General features: G+C 71.1%; 17 protein-coding genes. 7 read left to right on the top strand and 10 right to left on the bottom strand.

Annotated features, from left to right (window positions below):
- The first annotated feature begins 94 nt into the window (after positions 1-94).
- The 3 genes from IEY89_RS13620 (at position 95) to cysC (ending at position 3,402) form a co-directional block, all read left to right on the top strand.
- Positions 95-1,777 (top strand): AMP-binding protein, encoded by a 1,683-nt coding sequence (locus tag IEY89_RS13620; protein WP_229695206.1) that lies wholly within the window; start codon positions 95-97, stop codon positions 1,775-1,777.
- An 80-nt stretch (positions 1,778-1,857) separates the two neighbouring features.
- On the top strand, positions 1,858-2,673 hold the full coding sequence (locus IEY89_RS13615; protein ID WP_189147635.1) for a PaaX family transcriptional regulator: 816 nt from the start codon (positions 1,858-1,860) through the stop codon (positions 2,671-2,673).
- A 159-nt stretch (positions 2,674-2,832) separates the two neighbouring features.
- Positions 2,833-3,402 carry an adenylyl-sulfate kinase gene (gene cysC, locus IEY89_RS13610; RefSeq protein WP_189147634.1) on the top strand — a complete coding sequence of 190 codons (570 nt, stop codon included), beginning with the start codon at positions 2,833-2,835 and terminating at the stop codon, positions 3,400-3,402.
- Between the two features lie 270 nt (positions 3,403-3,672).
- Here cysC and IEY89_RS13605 read toward each other — a convergent pair whose 3' ends face one another.
- Positions 3,673-6,078: a bifunctional salicylyl-CoA 5-hydroxylase/oxidoreductase gene (locus IEY89_RS13605; RefSeq protein WP_189147633.1), complete on the bottom strand. Its 2,406-nt coding sequence runs from the start codon at positions 6,076-6,078 to the stop codon at positions 3,673-3,675.
- Positions 6,075-6,905 (bottom strand): enoyl-CoA hydratase family protein, encoded by an 831-nt coding sequence (locus IEY89_RS13600; protein ID WP_189147632.1) that lies wholly within the window; start codon positions 6,903-6,905, stop codon positions 6,075-6,077. Before IEY89_RS13600 ends, IEY89_RS13605 begins: the two co-directional genes overlap by 4 nt.
- Before the next feature lie 289 nt (positions 6,906-7,194).
- Between IEY89_RS13600 and IEY89_RS13595 the strand changes: the two genes are divergently transcribed.
- On the top strand, positions 7,195-7,647 hold the full coding sequence (locus IEY89_RS13595) for an ATP-binding protein (protein ID WP_189147631.1): 453 nt from the start codon (positions 7,195-7,197) through the stop codon (positions 7,645-7,647).
- Between the two features lie 192 nt (positions 7,648-7,839).
- On the opposite strand, the gene argF is transcribed toward IEY89_RS13595, so the two are convergent.
- Positions 7,840-8,847 (bottom strand): ornithine carbamoyltransferase, encoded by a 1,008-nt coding sequence (gene argF, locus IEY89_RS13590; protein ID WP_189147630.1) that lies wholly within the window; start codon positions 8,845-8,847, stop codon positions 7,840-7,842.
- Between the two features lie 175 nt (positions 8,848-9,022).
- The gene (locus IEY89_RS13585) at positions 9,023-10,249 is read right to left on the bottom strand and encodes an arginine deiminase (protein WP_189147629.1); all 1,227 of its coding nucleotides are present in this window, start codon (positions 10,247-10,249) and stop codon (positions 9,023-9,025) included.
- 199 nt (positions 10,250-10,448) lie between these two features.
- On the opposite strand from IEY89_RS13585, the gene IEY89_RS13580 reads away from it, so the two are divergent.
- On the top strand, positions 10,449-11,450 hold the full coding sequence (locus IEY89_RS13580) for an SPFH domain-containing protein (protein WP_189147628.1): 1,002 nt from the start codon (positions 10,449-10,451) through the stop codon (positions 11,448-11,450).
- Positions 11,447-12,346 carry a diacylglycerol kinase catalytic domain-containing protein gene (locus IEY89_RS13575; protein ID WP_189147627.1) on the top strand — a complete coding sequence of 300 codons (900 nt, stop codon included), beginning with the start codon at positions 11,447-11,449 and terminating at the stop codon, positions 12,344-12,346. Before IEY89_RS13580 ends, IEY89_RS13575 begins: the two co-directional genes overlap by 4 nt.
- A 175-nt stretch (positions 12,347-12,521) precedes the next feature.
- On the opposite strand, the gene IEY89_RS13570 is transcribed toward IEY89_RS13575, so the two are convergent.
- Positions 12,522-15,116, bottom strand: coding sequence for a polynucleotide kinase-phosphatase (locus IEY89_RS13570; protein ID WP_189147626.1), 2,595 nt, complete (start codon positions 15,114-15,116; stop codon positions 12,522-12,524).
- Entirely contained in the window at positions 15,113-16,618 is a 1,506-nt protein-coding gene (locus tag IEY89_RS13565) for a 3' terminal RNA ribose 2'-O-methyltransferase Hen1 (RefSeq protein WP_189147625.1), read from the bottom strand. Before IEY89_RS13565 ends, IEY89_RS13570 begins: the two co-directional genes overlap by 4 nt.
- Positions 16,619-16,872: 254 nt before the next feature.
- Between IEY89_RS13565 and IEY89_RS13560 the strand changes: the two genes are divergently transcribed.
- Entirely contained in the window at positions 16,873-18,273 is a 1,401-nt protein-coding gene (locus IEY89_RS13560; RefSeq protein ID WP_189147624.1) for a M1 family metallopeptidase, read from the top strand.
- Positions 18,274-18,316: 43 nt separating this feature from the next.
- Here the strand turns inward: IEY89_RS13560 and IEY89_RS13555 are convergent, their stop codons facing one another.
- Genes IEY89_RS13555 through IEY89_RS13540 form a run of 4 tightly spaced genes read right to left on the bottom strand, consistent with a single transcriptional unit; the run spans position 18,317 to position 23,248 of the window.
- The gene (locus IEY89_RS13555; RefSeq protein ID WP_189147623.1) at positions 18,317-19,867 is read right to left on the bottom strand and encodes an ABC transporter ATP-binding protein; all 1,551 of its coding nucleotides are present in this window, start codon (positions 19,865-19,867) and stop codon (positions 18,317-18,319) included.
- Entirely contained in the window at positions 19,864-20,724 is an 861-nt protein-coding gene (locus IEY89_RS13550; protein ID WP_189147622.1) for an ABC transporter permease, read from the bottom strand. The genes IEY89_RS13555 and IEY89_RS13550 overlap by 4 nt, the downstream gene beginning before the upstream one ends.
- Complete coding sequence (locus IEY89_RS13545) at positions 20,721-21,674, bottom strand: ABC transporter permease (protein ID WP_189147621.1); 954 nt, start codon at positions 21,672-21,674, stop codon at positions 20,721-20,723. Before IEY89_RS13545 ends, IEY89_RS13550 begins: the two co-directional genes overlap by 4 nt.
- Complete coding sequence (locus IEY89_RS13540; protein WP_189147620.1) at positions 21,671-23,248, bottom strand: ABC transporter substrate-binding protein; 1,578 nt, start codon at positions 23,246-23,248, stop codon at positions 21,671-21,673. The genes IEY89_RS13545 and IEY89_RS13540 overlap by 4 nt, the downstream gene beginning before the upstream one ends.
- Positions 23,249-23,328 lie beyond the last annotated feature (80 nt).

Genomic DNA, 23,328 nt, shown 5'->3' with positions numbered 1-23,328 from the left:
ACGGTATCGCGCACCGTTGACTGTCGTCACCAACACGATACGCTCGTTCTGCCTGCCCACCAGTACGCCCACCACGACAAGGGGGCGAACCGCCATGGACCCCACGCATCCCAGGCAGCCCGGGTACGGCAGGGCTGCCGAGGAGCGCACCGAGGCCGCCAGGCGGATCCCCTCGGCCCACGTGGACACCTTCGCGCGCGACCGTCTGCCGCCCCCGGGCCAGTGGCCCGACCTCCGCCTCGATCTGCCCGAGTTGCGCTACCCCGACCGGCTGAACTGCGCGGCCGAGCTGCTGGGCGGTCCCGCGGCCGATCGCCCCGCGTTCCGCACCGCCGCCGGTGAGGTGTGGACGTACGGGGAGCTGCGCACCCGCGTCGACCGGGTCGCGCATGTCCTGACCCGGGACCTGGGGGTCGTACCCGGCAACCGCGTCCTCCTGCGCGGCCCCACCTCGCCGTGGCTCGCGGCCTGCTGGCTGGCGGTGCTGAAGGCGGGCGCGGTCGCGGTCACCGTGCTGGCCCAGCAGCGTCCGCACGAGCTGAGCACGATGTGCGAGATCGCCCAGGTGCGGCACGCGCTGTGCGACATCCGGGCCCTCGACGACCTCGCCAGGGCGGGGATACCGGGGCTGCGGATCACGGCGTACGGCGGCGACGGCCTCGACGACCTGCTGAACCGTCCGGTGCCCGGCACTCCGTATCCCGCCGTGGCCACCGCGGCCGACGACGTGGCGCTGATCGCGTTCACGTCCGGCACCACCGGCCGCCCGAAAGGGTGCATGCACTTCCACCGGGATGTGCTCGCCGTCGCGGACACCTTCTCGCGGCACGTGTTGAAGCCCCGCGCGGACGACGTGTTCGCGGGCAGTCCGCCGCTCGGTTTCACCTTCGGGCTCGGCGGTCTGGTGGTCTTCCCGATGCGGGCCGGGGCCAGTGCGCTCCTCCTCGAACAGGCGGGCCCCAGACAGCTGTTGCCGGCCATCGCCGAGCACCGCGTCTCGGTGCTGTTCACGGCGCCGACGGCGTACCGCGCGATGCTCGACGAACTGGGCTCGTACGACCTCGGTTCGCTGCGCCGCTGTGTCTCGGCGGGTGAGAACCTGCCCGAGGCCACCTGGCGGGCCTGGTACGAGCGCACCGGCCTGCGGCTGATCAACGGCATCGGCGCGACCGAGCTGCTGCACATCTTCATCTCGGCGGCCGACCAGGACATCAGGCCCGGCACGACCGGGGTCCCGGTGCCGGGGTGGCACGCGCGCGTGCAGGACGAGAACGGCGAGCCGGTGCCGGACGGCACGCCCGGGCTGCTCGCGGTGCGCGGTCCGGTCGGGTGCCGGTATCTCGCCGATCCGCGCCAGGAGGCGTACGTGCGGAACGGCTGGAACATCACCGGGGACACGTACGTCCGGGAGAGCGACGGCTACTTCCGGTACGTGGCCCGGGCCGACGACATGATCGTCTCGGCCGGGTACAACATCGCCGGCCCGGAGGTCGAGGAGGCCCTGCTGCGCCATCCGGACGTCGTGGAGACCGCCGTGGTGGGGCGGGGTGACGAGGCGCGCGGGCAGGTCGTGGTGGCGTACGCCGTACTCAGGGAGGGCGTACGGCGGGACGCGGAGGCGCTGCGCACGTTCGTCCGGGGAGAGCTGGCACCGTACAAGTGTCCGCGCGAGATCGTCTTCCTGGACGCCCTGCCCCGGACGGCGACGGGCAAGCTCCAACGCTTCCGGCTGCGCACCGACCCGACGTCGACTGACGCCGACCTGACCCCACCCTGAAGTGATCTCGACCAAAAGTCATCCCCCAGGGGTAGTTGACCAGCGGAAATGGCGAACAGCAGGGATTCCGGCGGCCTAAAATGATCAACGTGTCCGAACAGCACGCCCCGCGGTCTCTCATCGTCACGCTCTACGGCGCGTACGGCCGTTTCATGCCCGGCCCGGTACCCGTCGCCGAGCTGATCCGGCTCCTCGCCGCGGTCGGCGTCGACGCACCCTCCGTCCGGTCGTCCGTCTCCCGCCTCAAGCGCCGCGGCCTGCTCCTGCCGGCCCGTACGGCACAGGGTGCGGCCGGGTACGAACTCTCGCCCGACGCACGCCAGTTGCTCGACGACGGCGACCGGCGCGTGTATGCCGCCGCGCCGCCCCCGCACGACGAGGGCTGGATCCTCGCCGTGTTCTCCGTCCCCGAGTCGGAACGCCAGAAGCGCCACGTCCTCCGCTCCCGGCTGGCCGGACTCGGCTTCGGCACGGCGGCCCCGGGCGTGTGGGTGGCCCCGGCGCGCCTCTACCAGGAGACCCGTCACACGCTGGAGCGGCTGCGTCTCGACCCGTACGTCGACTTCTTCCGCGGTGAGCACCTGGGCTTCGCGGCGACGGTCAAGGCGGTCTCCCGCTGGTGGGACCTGGCCGCGATCGCCAAGGAACACGAGGCGTTTCTCGACCGCCACGCGCGCGTGCTGCACGACTGGGAGAAGCGCGCGGACACCCCTCCCGAGGAGGCGTACCGCGACTACCTGGTGGCCCTGGACTCCTGGCGCCACCTGCCGTACACCGACCCCGGCCTGCCCACCCACCTGCTCCCGGCGGACTGGCCGGGCGTCCGCTCGGCTGCCGTCTTCCAGGGACTGCACGCACGACTGCGGGACGCGGGTGCGGGGTTCGCGGGACTGTGACGTGCGGTGTCGTGACACGCGGGACACATGGCTCCTGATGTGACCTCAGCCATATCAGGAGTCACTAACGGAACCCTCAGGTTCCTCTTCGCCTCTTCTCAAGTTTCTTACCTAACGTCCGGGGGGCCGCACGCCGGGAGAGAAGCGAGGACTGTTGCGATGACCACCACGGCCGGGCCCGCGGGACCCACCAGGGCTCGGGGAGCCACCATATGGCTCACCGGACTGCCGAGCGCGGGTAAGACGACGATCGCCCAGGTGCTCGGTGACCGGCTGCGAGCCGAGGGACGCCGGGTGGAGATCCTCGACGGTGACGAGGTCCGCCGCTTCCTCTCCGCGGGCCTCGGTTTCTCCCGCGAGGACCGCAACACCAACGTCCAGCGCATCGGACTCGTCTCCGAGGTGCTCGCCCGCAACGGCGTCCTGTCCCTCGTCCCGGTGATCGCCCCGTACGCCGACAGCCGCGAGGCGGTGCGCGAACGGCACGCCGCGAGCGGGACGCCGTACATCGAGGTGCATGTCGCGACCCCGGTCGAGGTGTGCGGCGAGCGGGACGTGAAGGGCCTGTACGCCCGGCAGGCGGCGGGCCGGCTGACCGGTCTGACCGGCGTCGACGACCCGTACGAGCCGCCCGCCGACCCGGCGTTGACCCTGCCCACACAGGAGCAGACCCCGGCGGAGTCGGCGGACGCGGTGTACTCGGTGCTGGCCGAGCGGGGGCTCGTGTGAGCGTCTTCCGCCTGTCGCATCCGGACGCGCCGGAGTCCGAGGCCGTGCACCTCTCCCGTCGTGAGGTGCGGGTGGGTTCGAGCGGCCGGTGATCCTCCTCTCCGGCGGCAGGACTCCATCGTCGTGCTGCACCTGGCGCTGACGTCCCGGTGGGCGGCGATTTCGCCGATACCCCGGCCGTTTTCCCGTCCGGTACGTGACCCGTCACGGCGAAGTCCGTTGTCACGTCGGGCAGTTGGTGTCCACCTCCCTACGATGTCCGCATCGAGGTCAACTCCCGAGGCTGAGCCGGGGTTTGGGGGCGTCCGTGCGTCCGGTGCGTGGGCGTCGGGCGCCCGCCCGGTACGGCGCCGGCCAGACGACGCCCGGCCCCTCGTACCCCTGCTCTGCCGCCGCGTGCAGGGTCCAGTTCGGGTCGTAGAGATGGGGGCGGGCCAGTGCGCACAGGTCCGTCCGTCCCGCCAGGATCAGGGAGTTGACGTCGTCCCAGGACGAGATCGCGCCGACGGCGATCACCGGGACGCCCGCCTCCTGACGGATGCGGTCCGCGAACGGGGTCTGGTACGAACGGCCGTACTCCGGACGTTCGCCGGTCACCACCTGGCCGGTCGACACGTCGATCGCGTCGGCGCCGTGGGCGACGAAGGCGCGCGCGATCGCGACGGCGTCCTCGGCCGTCGTACCTCCCTCGGCCCAGTCCGTGGCCGAGATCCGGACGGTCATCGGGCGTTCCTCCGGCCACACCTCCCGTACGGCGTCGAAGACTTCGAGAGGGAAGCGGAGACGGGCGGTGAGCGGGCCGCCGTACGCGTCCGTGCGGAGATTGGTGAGCGGGGAGAGGAAGCCGGAGAGCAAGTAGCCGTGCGCGCAGTGGAGTTCGAGGAGGTCGAAGTCGGCGGCGGTGGCTCTGCGCGCGGCTGCCGCGAACTGTGAGCGGATCGTCGCGAGTTGCGTGTGCGTCAGTTCGCGCGGGGTCTGGCTGCCCGGCCCGTACGCGATCGGGGACGCGGCGACCAGCGGCCAGTTGCCCTCCTTCAGCGGCTCGTCGATCCCCTCCCACATCAGCTGTGTCGAGCCCTTGCGGCCGGAGTGGCCGAGCTGGATGCCGAGTGCGGTGCCGGGGGCCCGGGAGTGCACGAAGGCCGTGATGCGCTGCCAGGCCTCGGCCTGTCGGTCCGTGTAGAGGCCGGCGCAGCCCGGGGTGATGCGCCCTTCTGCGCTGACGCACACCATCTCGGACATCACCAGGCCGGCGCCGCCCAGTGCCCTGGCGCCCAGGTGGACGAGGTGGAAGTCGCCGGGCACGCCGTCCGTGGCCGAGTACATGTCCATGGGAGAGACGACCACGCGGTTGCGGAGGGTCAGTCCGCGCAGCCGGAAGGGCGTGAACATCGGCGGGGTGGCGGTGGGGCAGCCGAACTCCCGCTCGACGGTGGCGGTGAAGTGCGGGTCGCGCAGCCTCAGGTTGTCGTGGGTGACGCGGCGGCTGCGGGTGAGGAGGTTGAACGCGAACTGGCGGGGCGGCTGATCGAGGTAGAGGGGCAGGTTCTCGAACCACTCCAGGCTGGCGCGAGCCGCCCGCTGGGTGGACGCGACAACGGGCCGCCGCTCCCCCTCGTACGCCGCCAGCGCTTCGGCCAGGGTCGGCCGCTCCTCCAGACAGGCGGCGAGCGCGAGGGCGTCCTCGACGGCGAGCTTGGTGCCGGAGCCGATGGAGAAGTGGGCGGTGTGGGCGGCGTCCCCGAGCAGAACGACGTTGCCGTGCGACCAGCGGTCGTTGACGACCGTACGGAAGGTGGTCCACGCCGACCTGTTCGCGCGCAGCGGCCGTCCGCCGAGGGCGTCCGTGAAGATCTTGGCGCAGCGGTCGACGGAGGCCGGCACCTCGGTCTCGTCGAAGCCCGCCGCCCGCCACACCTCCTCCCGCATCTCGACGATCACGGTCGAGGCGTCGGCGGAGTACGGGTATCCGTGGAGCTGCATCACGCCGTGCTCGGTCTCCGCGATCTCGAAGCGGAAGGCGTCGAAGGCGAAGTCCGCGGCGAGCCAGAGGTAGCGGCAGCGGTGGGCGGTCAGCCGGGGGCGGAACTCCTGGGCGTAGGCCTCGCGGGTGGTGCTGTGCACGCCGTCGGCGGCGATGACCAGGTCGTACGTCTCCGCCAGCCACGCCGGGTACGGCGCCTCCGTGCGGAAACGCAGCTCGACGCCGAGGGAGCGGCAGCGGGCGTGCAGGACCTCCAGGAGCCGGCGTCTGCCGAGGGCGGCGAAGCCGTGTCCGCCGGAGGTGTGGCGGGTGTCGCGGTGGACGATGTCGATGTCGTCCCAGCGGGTGAAGTGTTGTCGCAGCGCCTCGTGGACCACGGGGTCGGCGTGTTCTATGCCGCCGAGGGTTTCGTCGGAGAGGACGACTCCGAAGCCGAAGGTGTCGTCCGGGGCGTTGCGTTCCCAGAGGGTGATCTCCCGATCGGGTCGGAGGCGTTTGAGGAGGGCGGCGGCGTAGAGGCCGCCGGGGCCTCCGCCGATGATCGCGATGCGTTGGGAGTGGCTGGTCGTCGTTGGCGGCTGCGGGTTGTCGGTGGCTGGTCGCGCCCCGCGGCGGAGCCGCAGATCGATACCGCCCCGCGCCCCTGGGTCCGCTGCCCCTGAGGTCGGCGTGACAGGCAAGGCATCCGTCATCGGCCTTGCCATTTCGGGGGGCGCTTCTCCGTGAACGCGGCGTGGAATTCCGTGTAGTCCTCGCCGGTCATGAGGAGGGCCTGGGTGGCGGCGTCCAGTTCCACGGCTGCCGCCAGCGGCATGTCCAGTTCGGCGGTGAGCAGCGCCTTCGTCTGCGCGTACGCCAGTGCCGGGCCCTCCGCGAGGTGGTGGGCCAGCGCCTGGGCGGCCTCGTCGGCGCTGCCTTCGTCGGTCAGCCGGCTGATCAGGCCGATGCGCTCGGCCTCGGGCGCCCGCACCGGCTCGCCGAGCATCAGCAGGCGGGTCGCGTGGCCGAGTCCGACGACCCGGGGCAGCAGGTAGGCGGCGCCCATGTCGCCACCGGAGAGGCCGACCCGGGTGAAGAGGAACGCGAAGCGCGCGGACGGGTCGGCGACGCGGAAGTCGGCGGCCAGCGCGAGAACCGCGCCGGCACCCGCCGCCACCCCGTGCACCGCCGCGATCACCGGGAACGGGCACTCCCGTACGGCCCGCACGACCTGGCCGGTCATCCGGTTGAAGTCGAGCAGCTGGGCGGTGTCCATGGACAGGGTGGCGCCGATGATCTCGTCGACATCGCCCCCGGAACAGAAGCCGCGGCCCTCACCGGCCAGCACCAGTGCCCGCACGGACCGCTCCCGGGACAGCTCGGCGAGCAGGTCGCGCAGGTCGGCGTAGGCACCGAAGGTGAGGGCGTTGAGTTTCTCGGGACGGGCGAGGGTGACGGTGGCCACGCCGGTGGGGGCGAGGTCGAGGCGGATGTGGTGCCAGGTGGAGGTGCGGGGGGTCGAGCCGGTGAAGGGACTCATGCGCGGCCTCCTCGTCGCGCGGGGGGACGGCTACGTCGAAGTTATCACCGATCTGTGACTGTCGTCATGAGTACGCGATACACCGGACCGCGGCGGCCTGTTTCGGTGATCCGGTCCCGTCACAAGGCGCCAATAGCGCGGTAACAGTGGGAGTGGTTGGGGGAGGCGGGCCGTTGGTCTGGGTAAGCCGAACGGTGAGCGGGCCGAAAGTTCCGCTCGGCGCCCGGCCAGTGCCTCTGCCGGACCTCGCCGTACCATTCCTCTTGTTGAAAGCAGGACAGCCTGCTCCATGAACGGAACCGCCGTGCAAGAACCCCCCGCCCCCGCCTCCTGGCGTATCGCCCTGCCGCACACCGCTGCGGCGGTGCCTGTCGCCCGCGCGCTGGTCCGCACGGCCCTGACCGAGCTGGAGCATGCGGCGGCGGACTGCGACACGGCGGAACTTCTCACCGCGGAGCTGGTGGCGAACGCGGTGGAACACACGGCCGGGGACGCGCCGATAGAGCTGGTGGTGGAACTGCTGCCGACCAGTTGCCAGGTCGAGGTACACGATCCCGACCCGGCGCCGCCGGGGAATCTGACGCGGCCGTTGCCGGAGGAGCCGGATCCCTGGCAGGAACATGGCCGGGGACTGCTGCTGATCCGCACACTCAGCTCGTCCTGCGGCCACCGCACGACGGACTCGGGCAAGGCGGTGTGGTTCAGGGTGCCGGTGGTGCCGGCGCAGTGGCACCGGGGGTAGGAGCTTCGCCCGCCGCCCCTCAAACACCGGAGAGGCTGACATGCCAGCGCTGGCCGGCATTTCCAGCCCGTCTGGGGGTCCCCCCTCTGGGGGAGTTTGAGGACGAGCGCGTTCAGCGCGAAAGGGGGGTCTGGGGGCGCAGCCCCCAGGAACGGGATGGGACGGGCAGGGGCGGCGGGGGCGAGAAACCCCTCACGCCAGCGAAGCGACCAGCACAGCCTTGATCGTGTGCAGCCGATTCTCCGCCTCGTCGAACACCACCGAGTGCGAGGACTCGAACACCTCGTCCGTGACCTCCAGCGACTCCAGCCCGTACGTCTCGTATATCTCGCGTCCCACCTTCGTCCCGAGATCATGAAACGCCGGCAGACAGTGCAGGAACTTCACGTCCGCGTTCCCCGTCGCCCGCAGGACATCCATCGTCACGGCGTACGGAGCCAGCGCCGCGATCCGCTCGGCCCACACCGCCTTCGGCTCCCCCATCGACACCCACACGTCGGTGGCGACGAAGTCGACTCCCCGCACACCCTCCGGCACCTCCTCGGTCAGCGTCACCCGCGCACCACTCACCTCCGCCAGCTTCCGCGCACCGGCGACGACGTCCTCGGCGGGCCAGTAGGCCCGCGGCGCGACGATCCGTACGTCCATGCCGAGCAGCGCACCGGTGACCAGATACGAGTTGCCCATGTTGAAGCGCGCGTCACCGAGGTAGGCGAAGGCGATCTCCGGCAACGGCTTGTCGCTGTGCTCGGTCATCGTCAGCACGTCGGCCAGCATCTGGGTGGGGTGCCAGTCGTCGGTCAGACCGTTGAACACCGGCACCCCCGCATACGCGGCCAGCTCCTCCACGGCCGCCTGACTGTCACCCCGGAACTCGATCCCGTCGTACATGCGACCGAGCACCCGCGCGGTGTCCTTCACGGCCTCCTTGTGCCCCATCTGGGAGCCCGACGGGTCGAGATACGTCGTCGAGGCACCCTGATCCGCCGCCGCGACCTCGAACGCGCAGCGCGTACGCGTCGAGGTCTTCTCGAAGATCAGCGCGATGTTCTTCCCCACCAGGTACCGCGTCTCGGCCCCGGCCTTCTTCGCCGCCTTCAGCTCGGCGGCGAGGTCGAGCAGCCTGCGGAACTCCTCCCCGGTGAAGTCCAGCTCCTTGAGGAAGTGGCGCCCGGCGAGGGCGGTGGGGACAGTCGCCATGGGGGCGCTCCAGGTGATCCGGCAGGACATACAGAACATGGACGAATGGAAGTCTATACGACTCATTACATTTCTATGCGGGCAGGTTTTCGAGCCCGCCAAGGCGACCGACCGGGAGACTCCAGCACGGACACGGACACGGAGGGCGGAGACAGAGGCGGACAGGCCACGCCCCCTACGTCACCGCGTCCCGCTGCACCGGACAGCTCATACAGCGCGGACCACCCCTCCCACGCCCCAGCTCGCTGCCCGGGATCTCTATCACCTCAAGGCCCTGCTTGCGCAGATGCGTGTTCGTGGTCGCGTTGCGCTCGTACGCGACGACCACACCCGGCTCGACGGCGAGGACGTTGCAGCCGTCGTCCCACTGTTCGCGCTCGGCCGCGTGCACGTCCTGGGTCGCGGTCAGGACGCGGATCGCGCTCAGCCCGAGCGCGGCGGCGATCGCCCGGTGCATGTGCTCCGGTGGATGGTCGGTGACCTTCAACTCCTTGTCTCCGACGCCCGGTTCGATGGTGTACGAGCGGAGCATGCCGAGTCCGGCGTACTGGGTGAAGGTGTTTCCGTCGACCATCGTCATCACGGTGTCGAGGTGCATGAACGCGCGCCGCTTGGGCATGTCGAGCGCCACGATCGTCTCGGCCGACCCGGCGGCGAACAGCTTGTGCGCGAGCATCTCGACCGCCTGGGGCGTGGTGCGCTCGCTCATCCCGATGAGTACGGCGCCGTTGCCGATGACGAGGACGTCCCCGCCCTCGATGGTGGAGGGGTAGTCCGCCTGGCCCTCCGACCAGAGGTGGAAGGTTTCGTCACGGAAGAGCGGGTGGTGCCGGTAGATCGCCTCGAAGTGCACGGTCTCCCGCTGGCGCGCCGGCCAGCGCATCGCGTTGATGGAGACGCCGTCGTAGATCCAGGCCGAGGTGTCACGGGTGAAGAGGTGGTTGGGGAGGGGACCGAGAAGGAAGTCGTCCAGGTCCATGACATGGAAGCGGACCGAGGCCGGTTCCGCGTGCGCGGCCAGGAACTCCCGCTTGGTGATGCCACCGATGAGCAGTTCGGCCAGCTCGGCGGCGGGCAGGGTCTCGAAGGCGGCCCGGAGATGGTCGGTGGCCAGCGGCCCGTACTCCTTCTCGTCGAAGACGCGGTCGAGTACGAGCGTGCGGGCCGCCGGGATCGCCAGGGCCTCGGTGAGCAGGTCGCCGAAGAGGTGGACGGCGACGCCTCGGTCACGCAGGACGTCCGCGAAGCCGTCGTGCTCGGCGCGTGCTCGGCGCACCCACAGGACGTCGTCGAAGAGAAGGGCGTCCTTGTTGCTGGGGGTGAGCCTTTTGAGCTCTATATCCGGCCGGTGCAGGATGACGCGGCGCAGCCGCCCGGCCTCGGAGTCGACATGGAATCCCATGCCTCCATCCTGACCACTTCGCACCCTGTTCACCCGCTGGTCGGCGGTATATGTGCGATGACCCTCGCCACCCCACTCCCTCCATCTCGTCCCCTTGACGATAAGCGGTGGACCGAATATCGTCTACATGACGACAAGTGGTGCGGGAGTGCCTGCGAGCAGAGACTCCCGCACCGGACGAGGGATGGACGACAGGCACATGGCCGACATCACCCGGCGCCTCGGCTGGCGCCACCTGCGCGGCGCACCCACCGCCCACATCCGCCACCACCGCTCCGGCCGACTGGCGCACGACGGTCCCGGGCTCAGCTTCTGGTTCCGCGCCCTGACCGCCACGCTCTCCGAAGTCCCGGTCGACGACCGGGAGTTGGCGATGACTTTCCACGCACGCACCTCCGACTTCCAGGACGTGGCGGTCCAGGCGACCGTCACCTATCGCATCAGCGACCCCGCCCTGGCCGCCGCCCGCCTCGACTTCTCCGTCGACCCGGACACCGGCGTCTGGCGCGGCGCGCCCCTGGAGCAGTTGGCGACACTGCTGACGGAGACGGCCCAGCAGCACGCCCTTGACGTCCTGGCCCGTACGGCACTGGCGTCCGCCCTGGTCGACGGGGTGACGTCGGTGCGGCAGCGGGTCGCGGCGGGTCTGGCCGCCGAGCCACGCCTGCCGGCCACGGGCATCGAGGTCGTGGCCGTACGGGTGGTGGCGTTGCGGCCGGAGCCCGAGGTGGAGCGGGCGCTGCGGACTCCCGCCCGCGAACAGATCCAGCAGGAGGCCGACCGGGCGACGTACGAACGCCGCGCGGTGGCCGTCGAACGCGAGCGGGTCATCGCCGAGAACGAACTGGCCAGCCAGATCGAACTCGCCCGAAGGGAGGAGCAGTTGGTCGACCAGCGGGGTACTAACGCCCGCCGGGAAGCCGAGGAGTACGCGGCGGCCGACGCGGTACGGGCGGACGCGGAGGCGGCGCGGGTGGTACGGCTGGCCGAGGCGGAGGCCACGAGCGTGCGCGGAGTGGGTGAGGCTCGGGCCGAGGCCCAGACGGCGTGGCTGCGCGCCCACGCCGATGCGGATGTGGCGATGCTGCACGCCCTGACGGGCACTCGGCTCGCCGAGAACCTGCCCCGGATCGACAGCGTGACGGTGTCGCCCGACGTACTGACCGGCCTGCTCGCCAGGCTGGGAGGAGCGCGGGAGTGAGCCTCGCCCCGCGGGCCGTCCTGGTCCACCGCACCACGGAGTATGAGGAGTTGGTGGCCCGGCACGGCACGCACGGCCAGGCGGCCTTCTTTCTGCGCTCCCGGGGAGGGGACATCGAGGAGGTCGCCGAACGTCACCGCCGCTCCCGCCGGTCCATGGCGGAGGTGACGGCGGCCATTCCTCTGACGTGGCGTCAGACACAGGTCGAGCGGGCCGACTTGGACCGTTTCCTCTTCGCGCCCGAGGACGTTGTCGTCGTGGTCGGGCAGGACGGGCTGGTGGCGAATGTCGCCAAGTACCTCACGGGACAGCCGGTGCTGGGCGTCGACACCGATCCCGGACGCAATCCCGGTGTGCTGGTGCGGCACCGGCCGGGGGACATGGCGGGACTACTGCCCGCGGTGCTGTCGCGGGGCACCGGCGCCGACGAACTCACCATGGTCGAGGCGGTCGCCGACGACACGCAGCGGCTGGTCGCCCTCAACGAGATCTACCTGGGGGCACCCGGCCACCAGACGGTCCGGTACCGCCTGGGCCTCGACGACGACAGGGGTGCCGTCGAGGCCCAGGCCTCGTCCGGGGTGCTGGTGGGAACGGGGACCGGGGCGAGTGGCTGGCTGCGGTCGGTGTGGCAGGAGCGAGGCGGCACCCTGCCCCTGCCCCGCCCCACCGACGACCGCCTGCTGTGGTTCGTACGGGAGGCGTGGCCCTCGCCGGTCACCGGGACGACGTTGGTGGCGGGCGAGCTGGCTGTGGGCTCGGGGCTCCGGCTCACGGTGGAGTCGGAACGGCTGGTGGCGTTCGGGGACGGGATGGAACGGGACGCGCTCCAGTTGACGTGGGGGCAGACGGTCCGGGTGGGGGTGTGCGACCAGCGCCTGCGACTGGCGGGCTGACACCCCCGACCCTGTTTCTAACCCACCCGCCCGTTCACCGTCTGAATCCAGCCCAGGCCCGGGCCCACCCAGACCGTCCGGCGTTTGAGGACGAGGCCGTTCAGGCCGACAGTGGGGGTCTGGGGGCGCAGCCCCCAGGGACGGGACGGGTAGGGGCGGCGGGGGCGAACCCCCCCTACAGCCGCGGATCCACCGGCTCCGACTCCAGCGCCAGCACCCCGAACACCGCCTCATGCACCCGCCACAACGGCTCCCCCTCCGCCAGTCGATCCAGCGCCTCCAGCCCCAGCGCGTACTCCCTGATCGCCAGCGACCGCTTGTGGTTCAGGAACCGCCCCCGCAGCCGCGCGAGGTTCTCCGGCCGCGTGTACTCCGGACCGTAGATGATCCGCAGGTACTCACGCCCCCGGCACTTGATGCCGGGCTGCACCAGCCGCCCCTTCGTGTCCCGCACCACCCCGCCCAGCGGCTTGACGACCATGCCCTCACCACCCCGCCCGGTCATCTCCAGCCACCAGTCCACACCCGCCCGCACCGACTCCGCGTCCCCCGTCCCGACGTACAGACGACGCGTCGTCTGCAGCAGACCCGTACCGTCGTGCTCCACCAGCCGGTCCAGCAGGGCCAGTTGCTCGTCGTGCGGCAGCCCGGCCAGGCTCCGCCCCTCCGTCGCCAGGACCTGGAAGGGGGCCAGGCGGACCCCGTCCAGTCCCTCCGTCGGCCAGCAGTAGCGCCGGTAGGCCGCCGTGAACGCCGAGGCGTCCGAGGCCCGTTCACGCTGGCGCGCCAGCAGGTCCCGCACGTCGATGCCCCGCGCCGACGCACCCTCCAGCGCGGCCAGCGCCCCCGGGAACACCGCCCCGGAGGCGGCGCCGACCGCCGCGTACTGCGACCGCAGCAGCCCGGACGCCTTCAGCGACCACGGCATCAACTCGGCGTCCATCAGCAGCCAGTCGGTGCCCAGCTCCGCCCACAGGCCGGCCGCGTCCGCCGCCGCCCGCACCCGGCCGAGGATCTCCTCGGTCACCGTCGGATCGTCGACGAACGGACGCCCGGTGCGCGTGTACAGCGCCCCGGTAGGACCGTCATCGGCACCTGCTCCCCCACCACTGGCAGCGTTCACACCGAACCGCTTCCTGGCCACCTCCGCGTCGCGGCACACCAGGACCACCGCCCGCGACCCCATGTGCTTCTCCTCGCACACGACCCGCCCGACCCCGTCCGCCCGGTACTGCTCGAACGCCTCCGCCGGGTGCTCCAGGTAGCCTTCCACCTGGGACGTCGCCGTCGGAGCCATCGTCGGCGGCAGGTACGGCAGCAGGCGCGGGTCCACCGCGAAACGGCTCATGACCTCCAGGGCCGCTGCCGCGTTCTCCTCCCGGACGGTGATCCGGCCCGCGTGGCGCGTCTCCACCACCCGGCGTCCGTGGACGTCCGCGAGATCCAGCGGCCGGCCGTCGTGCCCGCCCGGCGCCTCCGACCGCAGCGGTCTCACCGGCTCGTACCAGACCTGCTCCGCCGGTACGTCGACCAGTTCCCGCTCCGGCCAGCGCAGCGCGGTCAGCTTGCCGCCGAAGACGGCACCGGTGTCGAGGCAGATGGTGTTGTTCAGCCAACTCGCCTCCGGGACGGGTGTGTGGCCGTACACGACGGCCGCCCGCCCCCGGTAGTCCTCCGCCCACGGGTAACGCACCGGCAGGCCGAACTCGTCGGTCTCACCGGTCGTTTCGCCGTACAGGGCGTGCGAGCGCACCCGGCCCGACGTACGGCCGTGGTACTTCTCGGGCAGACCGGCGTGGCAGACCACCAGCCGCCCGCCGTCCAGGACGTAGTGACTGACCAGCCCGTCGATGAACTCCCGCACCTCGGCGTGGAACTCGGCGCTCTCGTCGGCCATCTGCTCGATGGTCTCGGCGAGTCCGTGGGTGTGCTGGACCTTGCGGCCCTTGAGGTGACGGCCGTACTTGTTCTCGTGGTTGCCGGGTACGCACAGCGCGTTGCCCGATCCGACCATGGACATCACACGGCGCAGTACACCCGGGCTGTCCGGGCCGCGGTCGACGAGGTCGCCCACGAAGACAGCGGTACGGCCGTCCGGGTGCACCCCGTCCTCGTAACCCAACGTGCCGAGCAGGGACTCCAGTTCGGACGCGCAGCCGTGGATGTCGCCGATGATGTCGAAGGGGCCGGTGAGGTGGGTCAGGTCGTTGAAGCGCTTCTCGGTGCGGACCTCGGCGTTCTCGATCTCCTCCACACCGCGCAGAACATGCACCTTGCGGAACCCCTCGCGCTCCAAGTGGCGCAGGGAGCGGCGGAGTTCGCGAATGTGGCGGTGGATGACCCGGCGCGGCATGTCGGCCCGGTCGGTACGGGAGGCGTTGCGTTCGGCGCACACCTCGTCGGGCACGTCGAGGACGATGGCGATGGGCAGCACGTCGTACTGCCGCGCCAGCTCGATCAGCTGCTTCCGGCTGCTCTCCTGGACGCTGGTCGCGTCGACGACCGTACGGCGACCCGCCGCGAGTCGCTTGCCGGCGATGTAGTGCAGGACGTCGAAGGCGTCCCCGCTGGCGCTCTGGTCGTTCTCGTCGTCGGCGACCAGGCCTCGGCAGAAGTCCGACGAGATGATCTCGGTCGGCTTGAAGTGCCGTCGGGCGAAGGTGGACTTGCCCGAGCCGGACGCCCCGATCAGAACGACCAGGGAGAGGTCGGTGACGGGCAGCACACGCCCGTTCTTCTCAACACGTGCGACGTTCTCGACACTGCTCATGCGCCCTTCGCCTCCTTCTCTTCCTTCATGTCGTTCCTGGAATCGGTCTCGGTCTCGGTCTTCATCGTGAACACGGCCATCTGCGTGGGCGGACCCACCTCCGGGTCGTCCGGCCCGACGGGCACGAACTCCGCCTCGTAGCCGTGCCGTTCGGCCACCGCGTCCGCCCAGACGCGGAACTCCTCCCGGGTCCACTCGAAGCGGTGGTCGCTGTGCCGGCTGTGTCCGGCCGGGAGGGATTCCCAGCGGACGTTGTACTCGACGTTCGGCGTCGTCACGAGGACCGTGCGGGGGCTGGCCGCGCCGAACACCGCGTACTCCAGGGCCGGCAGTCGCGGCAGGTCGAGGTGTTCGACGACCTCGCACAGTACGGCCGCGTCGTACCCCTTGAGCCGCTTGTCGGTGTAGGCGAGCGAGCCCTGGAGCAGCTTGACGCGCGACGCCTGCCGCTCCCCCATCCGGTCCAGCTTGAGCCGCCGCGCGGCGATGGTGAGCGCGCGCATCGACACGTCGACGCCGACGATCTCGGTGAACGCGGGGTCCTTTAGCAGCGCCTGCACCAACTGGCCCTGCCCGCACCCGAGATCGAGCACCCGGGCGGCCCCCGACGCCTTCAACGCCGCGATGATCGCGTCCCGGCGCTGCACGTTGAGCGACGTCGGCTTCTCCTCCGGCTCCGCCTCCGTCTCGTCCTCGACCGCGTTGTCGATCTCCTCGACCTCGCTGTCGTCGGCCTCGGCCAGCCGGACCAGTTCCAGGCGTTCCATCGCCTGCCGGGTCAGCGACCAACGGCGGGACAGATAGCGGCTGGTGATCAGCTTCTGCTCCGGGTGCGCGGGCAGCCAGCCCTCGCCGGCCCGCAGTAGTTTGTCGACCTCGTCGGGCGCGACCCAGTAGTGCTTGGCGTCGTCGAGGACCGGCAGCAGGACGTACAGGTGGCGCAGCGCCTCGGCGAGGGTCAGCGTCTCCGATTCCAGGACGAGACGCACGTACCGGGAGTCGCCCCACTCCGGGAACTCCGTGTCCAGCGCCACCGGTTCGGCCGTCACCGTCCAGCCGAGCGGCTCGAAGAGGTTCCGTACGAGGTCGGCGCCGCCCCGGGCCGGCAGTGCGGGCACCTCGATGCGCAACGGACGTACCTGGTCCGGGAGTTCCGGCTTCGCCCGGCACTGACCCTTCATCGCGCTGCTGAACACGGCGCTGAGCGCGACCGCGAGCAGCGAGGACGCCGCGTACGGGCGGTCGTTGACGTACTGCGCGAGTGCCGCGTCGGGTGCGCCACCGCGTCCCTTGCCCTTGCCGCGCCGGACCAGTGCGACCGCGTCGACCTCCAGCAGCAGCGCGGCCGTGCAGCGCTCGTCGGACGCCTCGGGGTAGAGGACGTGCGCGGTGCCGTAGGAGGTGGAGAACGTCTGCGCGTTGTCGGGATGCTTGTGCAGCAGGTAGCCGAGGTCGGTCGCCGGGCGTTCGGGGGTGCCGGTGGTACTGATCGTCAGGAACACGGTGGGTAGGCCTCGATGAAGGGTCTGAACTGGGGATACTTCCTGTGCGTCAAACTACAGGGAACACCCCCGGCGTACTCAGGCATTTTCTTTCGGCACGGCCACGGGCACCGGCACCGTCACCGTCGGCCGTCCGGGATCCGGCGCGTGTCTCCGCCGGCCTCCGTCGGTCTCCGCCGCCGAAGCGGAGTCGTCCCCCTCGCTTCTCGCAGGCAGGGGGCCGGCATCGGGACGATGTGACAGGATCCGCTGCCATGTCGTCGCTACCCGCGTGGTCGTCAAGAGCCGCTCACCGTCTGCTCGTTGCACTGCTCGCGTCTCTCGTGACGGCCGGCTCCACCGTGGCCCGGGCCGACACGGCGCCCGCCGCGAGGGCGGGGGCCTCCGCCGTGGCCGCGACACCCGACAGGCTTCGCTACGACGTGACCCTGCGCGGCGACGCCGACGGCTCCCACTGGACCGGCCGGCAACGGGTGTCGTTCCGCAACGCCTCCGATCGCCCCCTGCGTGAGGTGTTCCTACGCCTGTGGGGCAACGGCGACGACGGGTGCGGCGCTCCCGGCAAGCCGTCCCCCGTCAGGGTGTCCAAGGTGCGCGGTGGCGCTCCGGGCCGGCTCACCGTGGGCTGCACGGCGCTGGGCGTCACCCTGCCGAAGCCGCTCGCACGCGGTGAGCGGACGGCCATCGCCCTCGACGTGTCCATCGCCGTGCCCGAACGGAACAGCCGCTTCGGCCGCGAGGGCGCGTTCCGCTTCCTGGGCAACGCGCTGCCGGTCCTGGCCGTGCACGACGCGAAGGGATGGCACCTCGACCCGTACGTGTCCACCGGCGAGAGCTTCTACGCTCTGGCAAGCGACTTCCGGGTGCGCCTCGACCACCCGTCGTCCCTCAAGGTCCCGGCGACCGGCCGTACGTGGACCCGCCCCGGCAAGCCCGGGCGCACGATCACCCAGAGTGTCGCCCAGCGGGTACGGGACTTCGCGTGGGCGGCGGGCCCGTTCCGCACCGCGACCGAGACCTCGCCCGCCGGTGTGCGGGTGAAGTCGTACTGGTCGCCTGACACACCCGCCGCGGGCGTCCGCCTCACCCGCCAGGACGGCGTAGCCGCCGTCGACCGGTTCGGCAGGGAGTTCGGCCGCTATCCGTACGGCGAGATCGATCTCGTGATGACCAGCGGGTTCGGCGGCGGCATGGAGTACCCCGGCCTCGTCCTCCTCGGCACCACCGAGGAAGGCGGCGCCGTCGTCCACGAGGTGGCCCACCAGTGGTGGTACGGCATCGTGGGCAACGACGAGTACAACTCGCCCTGGCTGGACGAGAGTTTCGCCCAGTACGCCAACGCGCGCTTCTACGGCTGGGACACACTCGGCTGCTGGTCGGAGGACGACTGGCCGAGCGACAGCGCCGCACTCACCAACTCGATGGCCTACTGGGCAGCGCACCGCGACGAGTACCACCTCGTGTACACGGCCGGCTCGTGTGCCCTGGCGGATCTGGAGCGCGCCCTCGGCGCCGACACCATGGCGCGACTCCTCAAGCGGTACGCCCACGACCACTGGTACGGCGTCTCCACCACGGCCGACTTCAAGAAGGCCGCACAGTCCGTGACGGACAAGGACCTGGGCCCCTTCTGGAAGCAACACCGCATCCGCTGAAGCCCCGCGAGCCACCCGCCCGGCTCCCCTCTCCGCTCCGCCTCTACCCGGCCGCCGCCAACAGCCGCTTCGTGAACGGGTGCGACGGCTCGGTCAGCACCCTTGCCACCGAGCCCTGTTCGACCATCTCCCCGGCATCGAGTACGGCGATCCGGTCGGCCAGCGACGCGATGTCCAGGTCATGCGTGATGAGGACGACGGACAGGTCGTCGCGCCCTCGCCGCAGCCCGGCGAGGACTTCGAGGAGACCCCGCCGGGTGACCGTGTCGAGGCCCGAGGTGATCTCGTCGCAGATGAGGACGCGAGGCCGGGCCAGCAACGCCCGTGCGAGCGCGGCACGTTGGAGTTCGCCGCCGGAGAGCCGACCGGGGAGACGGTGGGCCTGCTCCTCGGTGAGCCCCAGCTCCAGGAGGGCGGCGAGGGCCTCCGCCCCGGCGTCCGCGGCTTCGGCGCCGCGCAGCCGTACGGCCGTCCGGGCGACCTGGTCGACGACCGGCCGGTACTCGTCGAACGCTGCTCGCGCGTCCTGGAACACATACTGGACGGCGGCCAGTTGACGCCGGTCGCGAGCGCGCAGGCTACGCGGAAGGACGTTGCCGTCGAGGGTCACCTGCCCGTCGTGGTCCCGATGGAGTCCGGCGAGGCATCGGGCGAGGGTGGTCTTGCCGCTGCCAGAACGACCGACGACTGCGAGGCACTCACCCGCGTGCAGACCGAGTTCGGGGACGCGAAGGACCTGGGTGCGGTGGTGGCGGGCAGTGAGGTCCCGGACGTGCAGGACGGGGACACCGGTCCGGTCGTCAGAGTCTCCGTCATTGCCGTCCCTGTTGCCGAACTCCGTCTGTCGGGCCAGGAGTTCACGGGTCCACACATGGCGGGGCGCGCGCCACACACGTTCCGTCGGTCCGGACTCGACGACCCGGCCCTCGTACATCACCAGCACCTCGTCGGCCAGCGCGCGGACGACGTCGAGGTCATGGCTGAGCAGGACCACGGCGATGCCCTGCGCGGCGACGGCCGTCAGCTCGTCGACGATGCGGCTCTTCGTCAACGCGTCCTGGCCCGTGGTGGGTTCGTCCGCGACGACGACCCGGGCACCCAGCAGCAGCGCCTGGGCCAGCACCACCCGTTGCTGCTGACCGCCGGAAAGCTGGTGGGGGTAGCGGTGCAACAGGGTCTCCCCCGCGCTCAGTTGGGCATCCGCCAGGGAACGAAGCACTCGGGTGCGAGCTTCCGTCCGGCGTACCGCCCGGGGCAGGTCCCGTACTTGTTGGCGGGCGATGTCGTGGAGGAGGGCGCCCACCCGGCGGGCGGGGTTGAGGACGGCGGCGGGATGCTGGGGGACGTATCCGATCGGCCCGCCGCCTGACACCCGCACGTCGCCCGACACCCGGGCGCCGGGCGGGTGTTCCCCGAGCAGGGCCAGGCCTGTGGTGGTCTTGCCGCTGCCGGACGCGCCGACCAGGGCGGTCACCCGGCCGGGGAACACCCGGAGGCAGACTCCGTCGACGAGGGGCCAGCCGTCGATCTCGACACGGAGGTTCTCGATCTCGGCGACAGGTGAGTCGGTGGAGGCGTTGACGGGGGCGTTCATGACTGTCGTACCTTCTCGCCGTTGCGTCGGTTGTCGCCGGGGCGTCGGGGGTTACCGGCGCGTCGGGTGCTGCCGGAACGTCGGTCGAGCGCCGCGTCGAACAGCAGGTTGCTGCCCGTCGTCAGCGTGACGATCAGCAGCGCGGGCACGACCACGGCCCAGGGCTGCACGAACAGCCCGGTGCGGTTGCGGTCCACCATGACCGCCCAGTCCGCGGCGTCCGGTGCGACCCCGACACCGAGGAACGCGGCCGTCGCCACCAGGTACAGCACGCCGGTGAGCCGGATGCCCGCGTCGGCGGCGAGGGTGCGGAGGATGGCGCGGCCGACATGGCCGAAGGCGATGCGCCACCAGGTCTCGCCCTGCATACGCAGTGCCTCGACAGCCGGGCGGGAGGCGGCCTCGGCCGCCGCCGCGCGCACGATCCGGGCCGCGTCCGGGATGTTGGCCAGGGCGACGAGCAGGGCGAGCCCGACCGCGCCCGGTTCGAACACCGAGGCCACGAGCAGGATCAGCAGCAGCGAGGGGACCGCGAGCAGCACGTCCAGGGGCCGCATCAGGAGCTCCTCCAGCCAACTCCGGTGTGTGAGCGCGCTGATGAGGCCGAGGGGCAGCGACACGAGGTAGGCGAGCGCGGTCGCGGCCAGCGCGGTCACGACCACGGGCCGGCCGCCGTGCAGCACCTGCTGCCATACGTCCCGGCCCACGAAGTCGGTGCCGAGCCAGTGCCCGTCCCCGAGCGTGAACGAGACGGCCCGCGGCCCCGGTTCACCCGCGAACAGCGGCCCGAGCAGGGCGAGTACGAGGGGCAGGCCGATGACGGCGGCCCCGAGCACAAAACGCGAACGGCCCTTCACGCGGCCACCCCCGCCCGGGGCGCGAACCGGTGGGCGACTAGATCGGCGCCCAGGTTGAGGACGACGGTGAGCACACCGAACACCACCGCCAGTCCCTGCACGACCGGCACATCGCGTTCGGCGACGGCGTTCATCAGCACGGTTCCCAGGCCCGGGATCACGAACAGTGCCTCCACGACGATGACTCCGCACAGCAACCAGTCGACGGTGCGCGCGAGTTGCTGCGCAGCCGGGGCGACGGCGTTGGGCAGGGCATGGCCGTACCGGACGCGGGCGCCCGGGATGCCGTACCGGCGTGCCTGGGCGACGTACGGCGAGTTCAGCGCGTCGACCATGCCGGCGCGTACCAGGCGGGACAGTGAGCACACCGGCCGTGACAGCAGGACCAGGACGGGCAGGACCAGGGCGGCGGGGTGGCCGAGCAGGTCGGTGCCGTAGCCGACGGCGGTCGGCGGCAACCAGCCCAGCCGGAGCGCGAAGACGGTCACCAGCAGCACTCCGAGGGCGAACTCCGGTACGGCGTACACGCCGAGGGTGACCGAACTGACGAGCCGGTCCACGAGCCGCCCTTCGTGCCGGGCTGCCAGTACGCCCAGCCCGACTCCCAGCGGAATCAGCAGCGTTACGGTGGTGGTCGCGAGCAGCAGAGTCGGACCGAACCCGTCCTCGATGTACGTGGTGACCGGGCGCCCGGAGGTCAGCGAGGTACCGAAGTCCCCGTGTGCGAGGCCGGCCGCCCAGCCCAGCAGCCGTTCGTGGGCGGGCCGGTCGAGGTGCATGGCCTCGCGGATGGCCGCGATACGCGCCGGGTCGGGCTGGTCCCCGGCGAGTGCGACGGCCGCGTCGCCCGGCAGCGCCTCGGTGAGCGCGAAGACCAGCAGCACCACGGCCACGGTCTGCGCGCCGCCGAGGAGCAGCCGCCGGACGACGAAGGAGCGCAGTCCGCTCACGCCAGCCAGACCTTGTCGAACCGCGCCCAGTCGAGCGAGTTGGCGGGTGCCTTGGCCTCAACCCCCTTGACGTTCCTGGCGGTTCCGAGAATCCAGTCCGCGAACCCCCACACCAGGAAGCCGCCCTCGGTGTACAGCCGGCGCTGCATCCGCTCGTACACAGCCGTCCGCTCGGTCTTGTCCTTCGTCGACTGGGCCTGCTGGTAGAGCGCGTCGAAGTCCTTGTGGTGCCACTTCGTCGCGTTGGTGGTGGAGTCGGTGAGCAGTCGCTGCGAGATGTGCGCCTCGATGGGCATGGCGCCGGAGCGGTAGCAGCAGATCGTGCCGGAGTCGAGGATGTCGCTCCAGTAGGAGTCCTTGCTGCCCATCTTCACGTCGATCGTGACGCCCGCCTTGGCGGCCTGGTCGCGGAAGATCCCGGCGGCCTCGGTGAAACCGGCGGCGACCGCGGAGGTGTCGAGCGTGACCTTGAGGTTCTCGGCTCCGGCCTGCTTCAGCAGGGCCTTGGCCCGGTCGAGATCCTGCGCCCGCTGCGGGAGGTCGGCGGCGTAGTACTCGTACCCCTTGCCGAACAGGTCGTTGCCGACGACTCCCGCGCCGGACAGCGCGCCGTCGACGAGTTCCTGCCGGTCGGCGATGAGGAAGAAGGCCTCGCGGACCCGCTTGTCGTCGAAGGGCGCGCGGTCGGTCTTCATCGCGAATCCCTGCATGGCGCTGTTGCGCAGCCGCACGATCTCGATCTGTCCCTTGCCCTCATGGGCCCGCGCGGTGGTCGGGTTCAGTTCGTGGGCGTACTCGACCTGGCCGCCGAGCAGCGCGTTGACGCGTGCGGACTCCTCGTTGGCGACGACGAACTCGATCTCGTCGAGGTGCGGGGCGCCCTCCCAGTAGTCGTCATAGCGGCGGAACAGGGCGGAACGGCCGGGCGTGAAGGACACGAACCGGAAGGGCCCGGAACCGACGGGCTCGCTGTCGAAGTCGGTTGCGTCGGCGGGCACGATGTACGCGCCGAACGCGGCCAGGATGTTGGGGAATTCGGCAGTGGGCCGCTTCAGTACGAACTCGATCCCGTGCGTGCCCGTGGCCCGGCTGGCGTCGAGGTCGATCGGTTCCAGGGACGCCTTCGCCCGGAACGCCTGGTCGGGGTCGGCGATCCGCCGGTAGCTGTACAGCACGTCCTCGGCGGTGACCGCCTTGCCGTTGTGGAACGTGGCCCGGCGCAGGGTGACCTGCCAGCGGTCCAGTGCCTTGTTGGCCTCCCACTTCTCGGCGAGGCGGGGCTGCGCGGAGAGGTCGGCGCCGTAGTCGGCGAGTTTGTCGTAGAGCGCCTTGGCACGGGCCGCGTCAGCGAACAGGCTGGCCAGATGCGGGTCCAGGGTCTCGCTGGCACCCCCGCCGGCGAAGGCGGCGCGCAGCCGCCCGCCGCGTCTGGGCGTACCGCTGTCGGAGCCGCTGCCGTCGGACGGGTCGTCGGTGGAGTCGGCGCAGCCCGCGAGGCCGAGCACACCTAGCGCGGCGGTGGTGCCCACGGCGGTGAGAAAGCCGCGTCGGCGCAGGGCAGGCAAGTCGTGCATGGGAGTCCTTTGTTCGGCGTCACGGGAGGTGCGGAAATGTGTGTGCGTGGGGGGGCTGTCGGCGATCGCGCCGGCGTCAG

This window comes from Streptomyces lacrimifluminis, assembly GCF_014646095.1.
In the GTDB taxonomy this organism is placed as follows: domain Bacteria; phylum Actinomycetota; class Actinomycetes; order Streptomycetales; family Streptomycetaceae; genus Streptomyces; species Streptomyces lacrimifluminis.
Note: the sequence above shows the minus strand (reverse complement) of the source record. Positions and strands in the feature narration are given on the sequence as shown.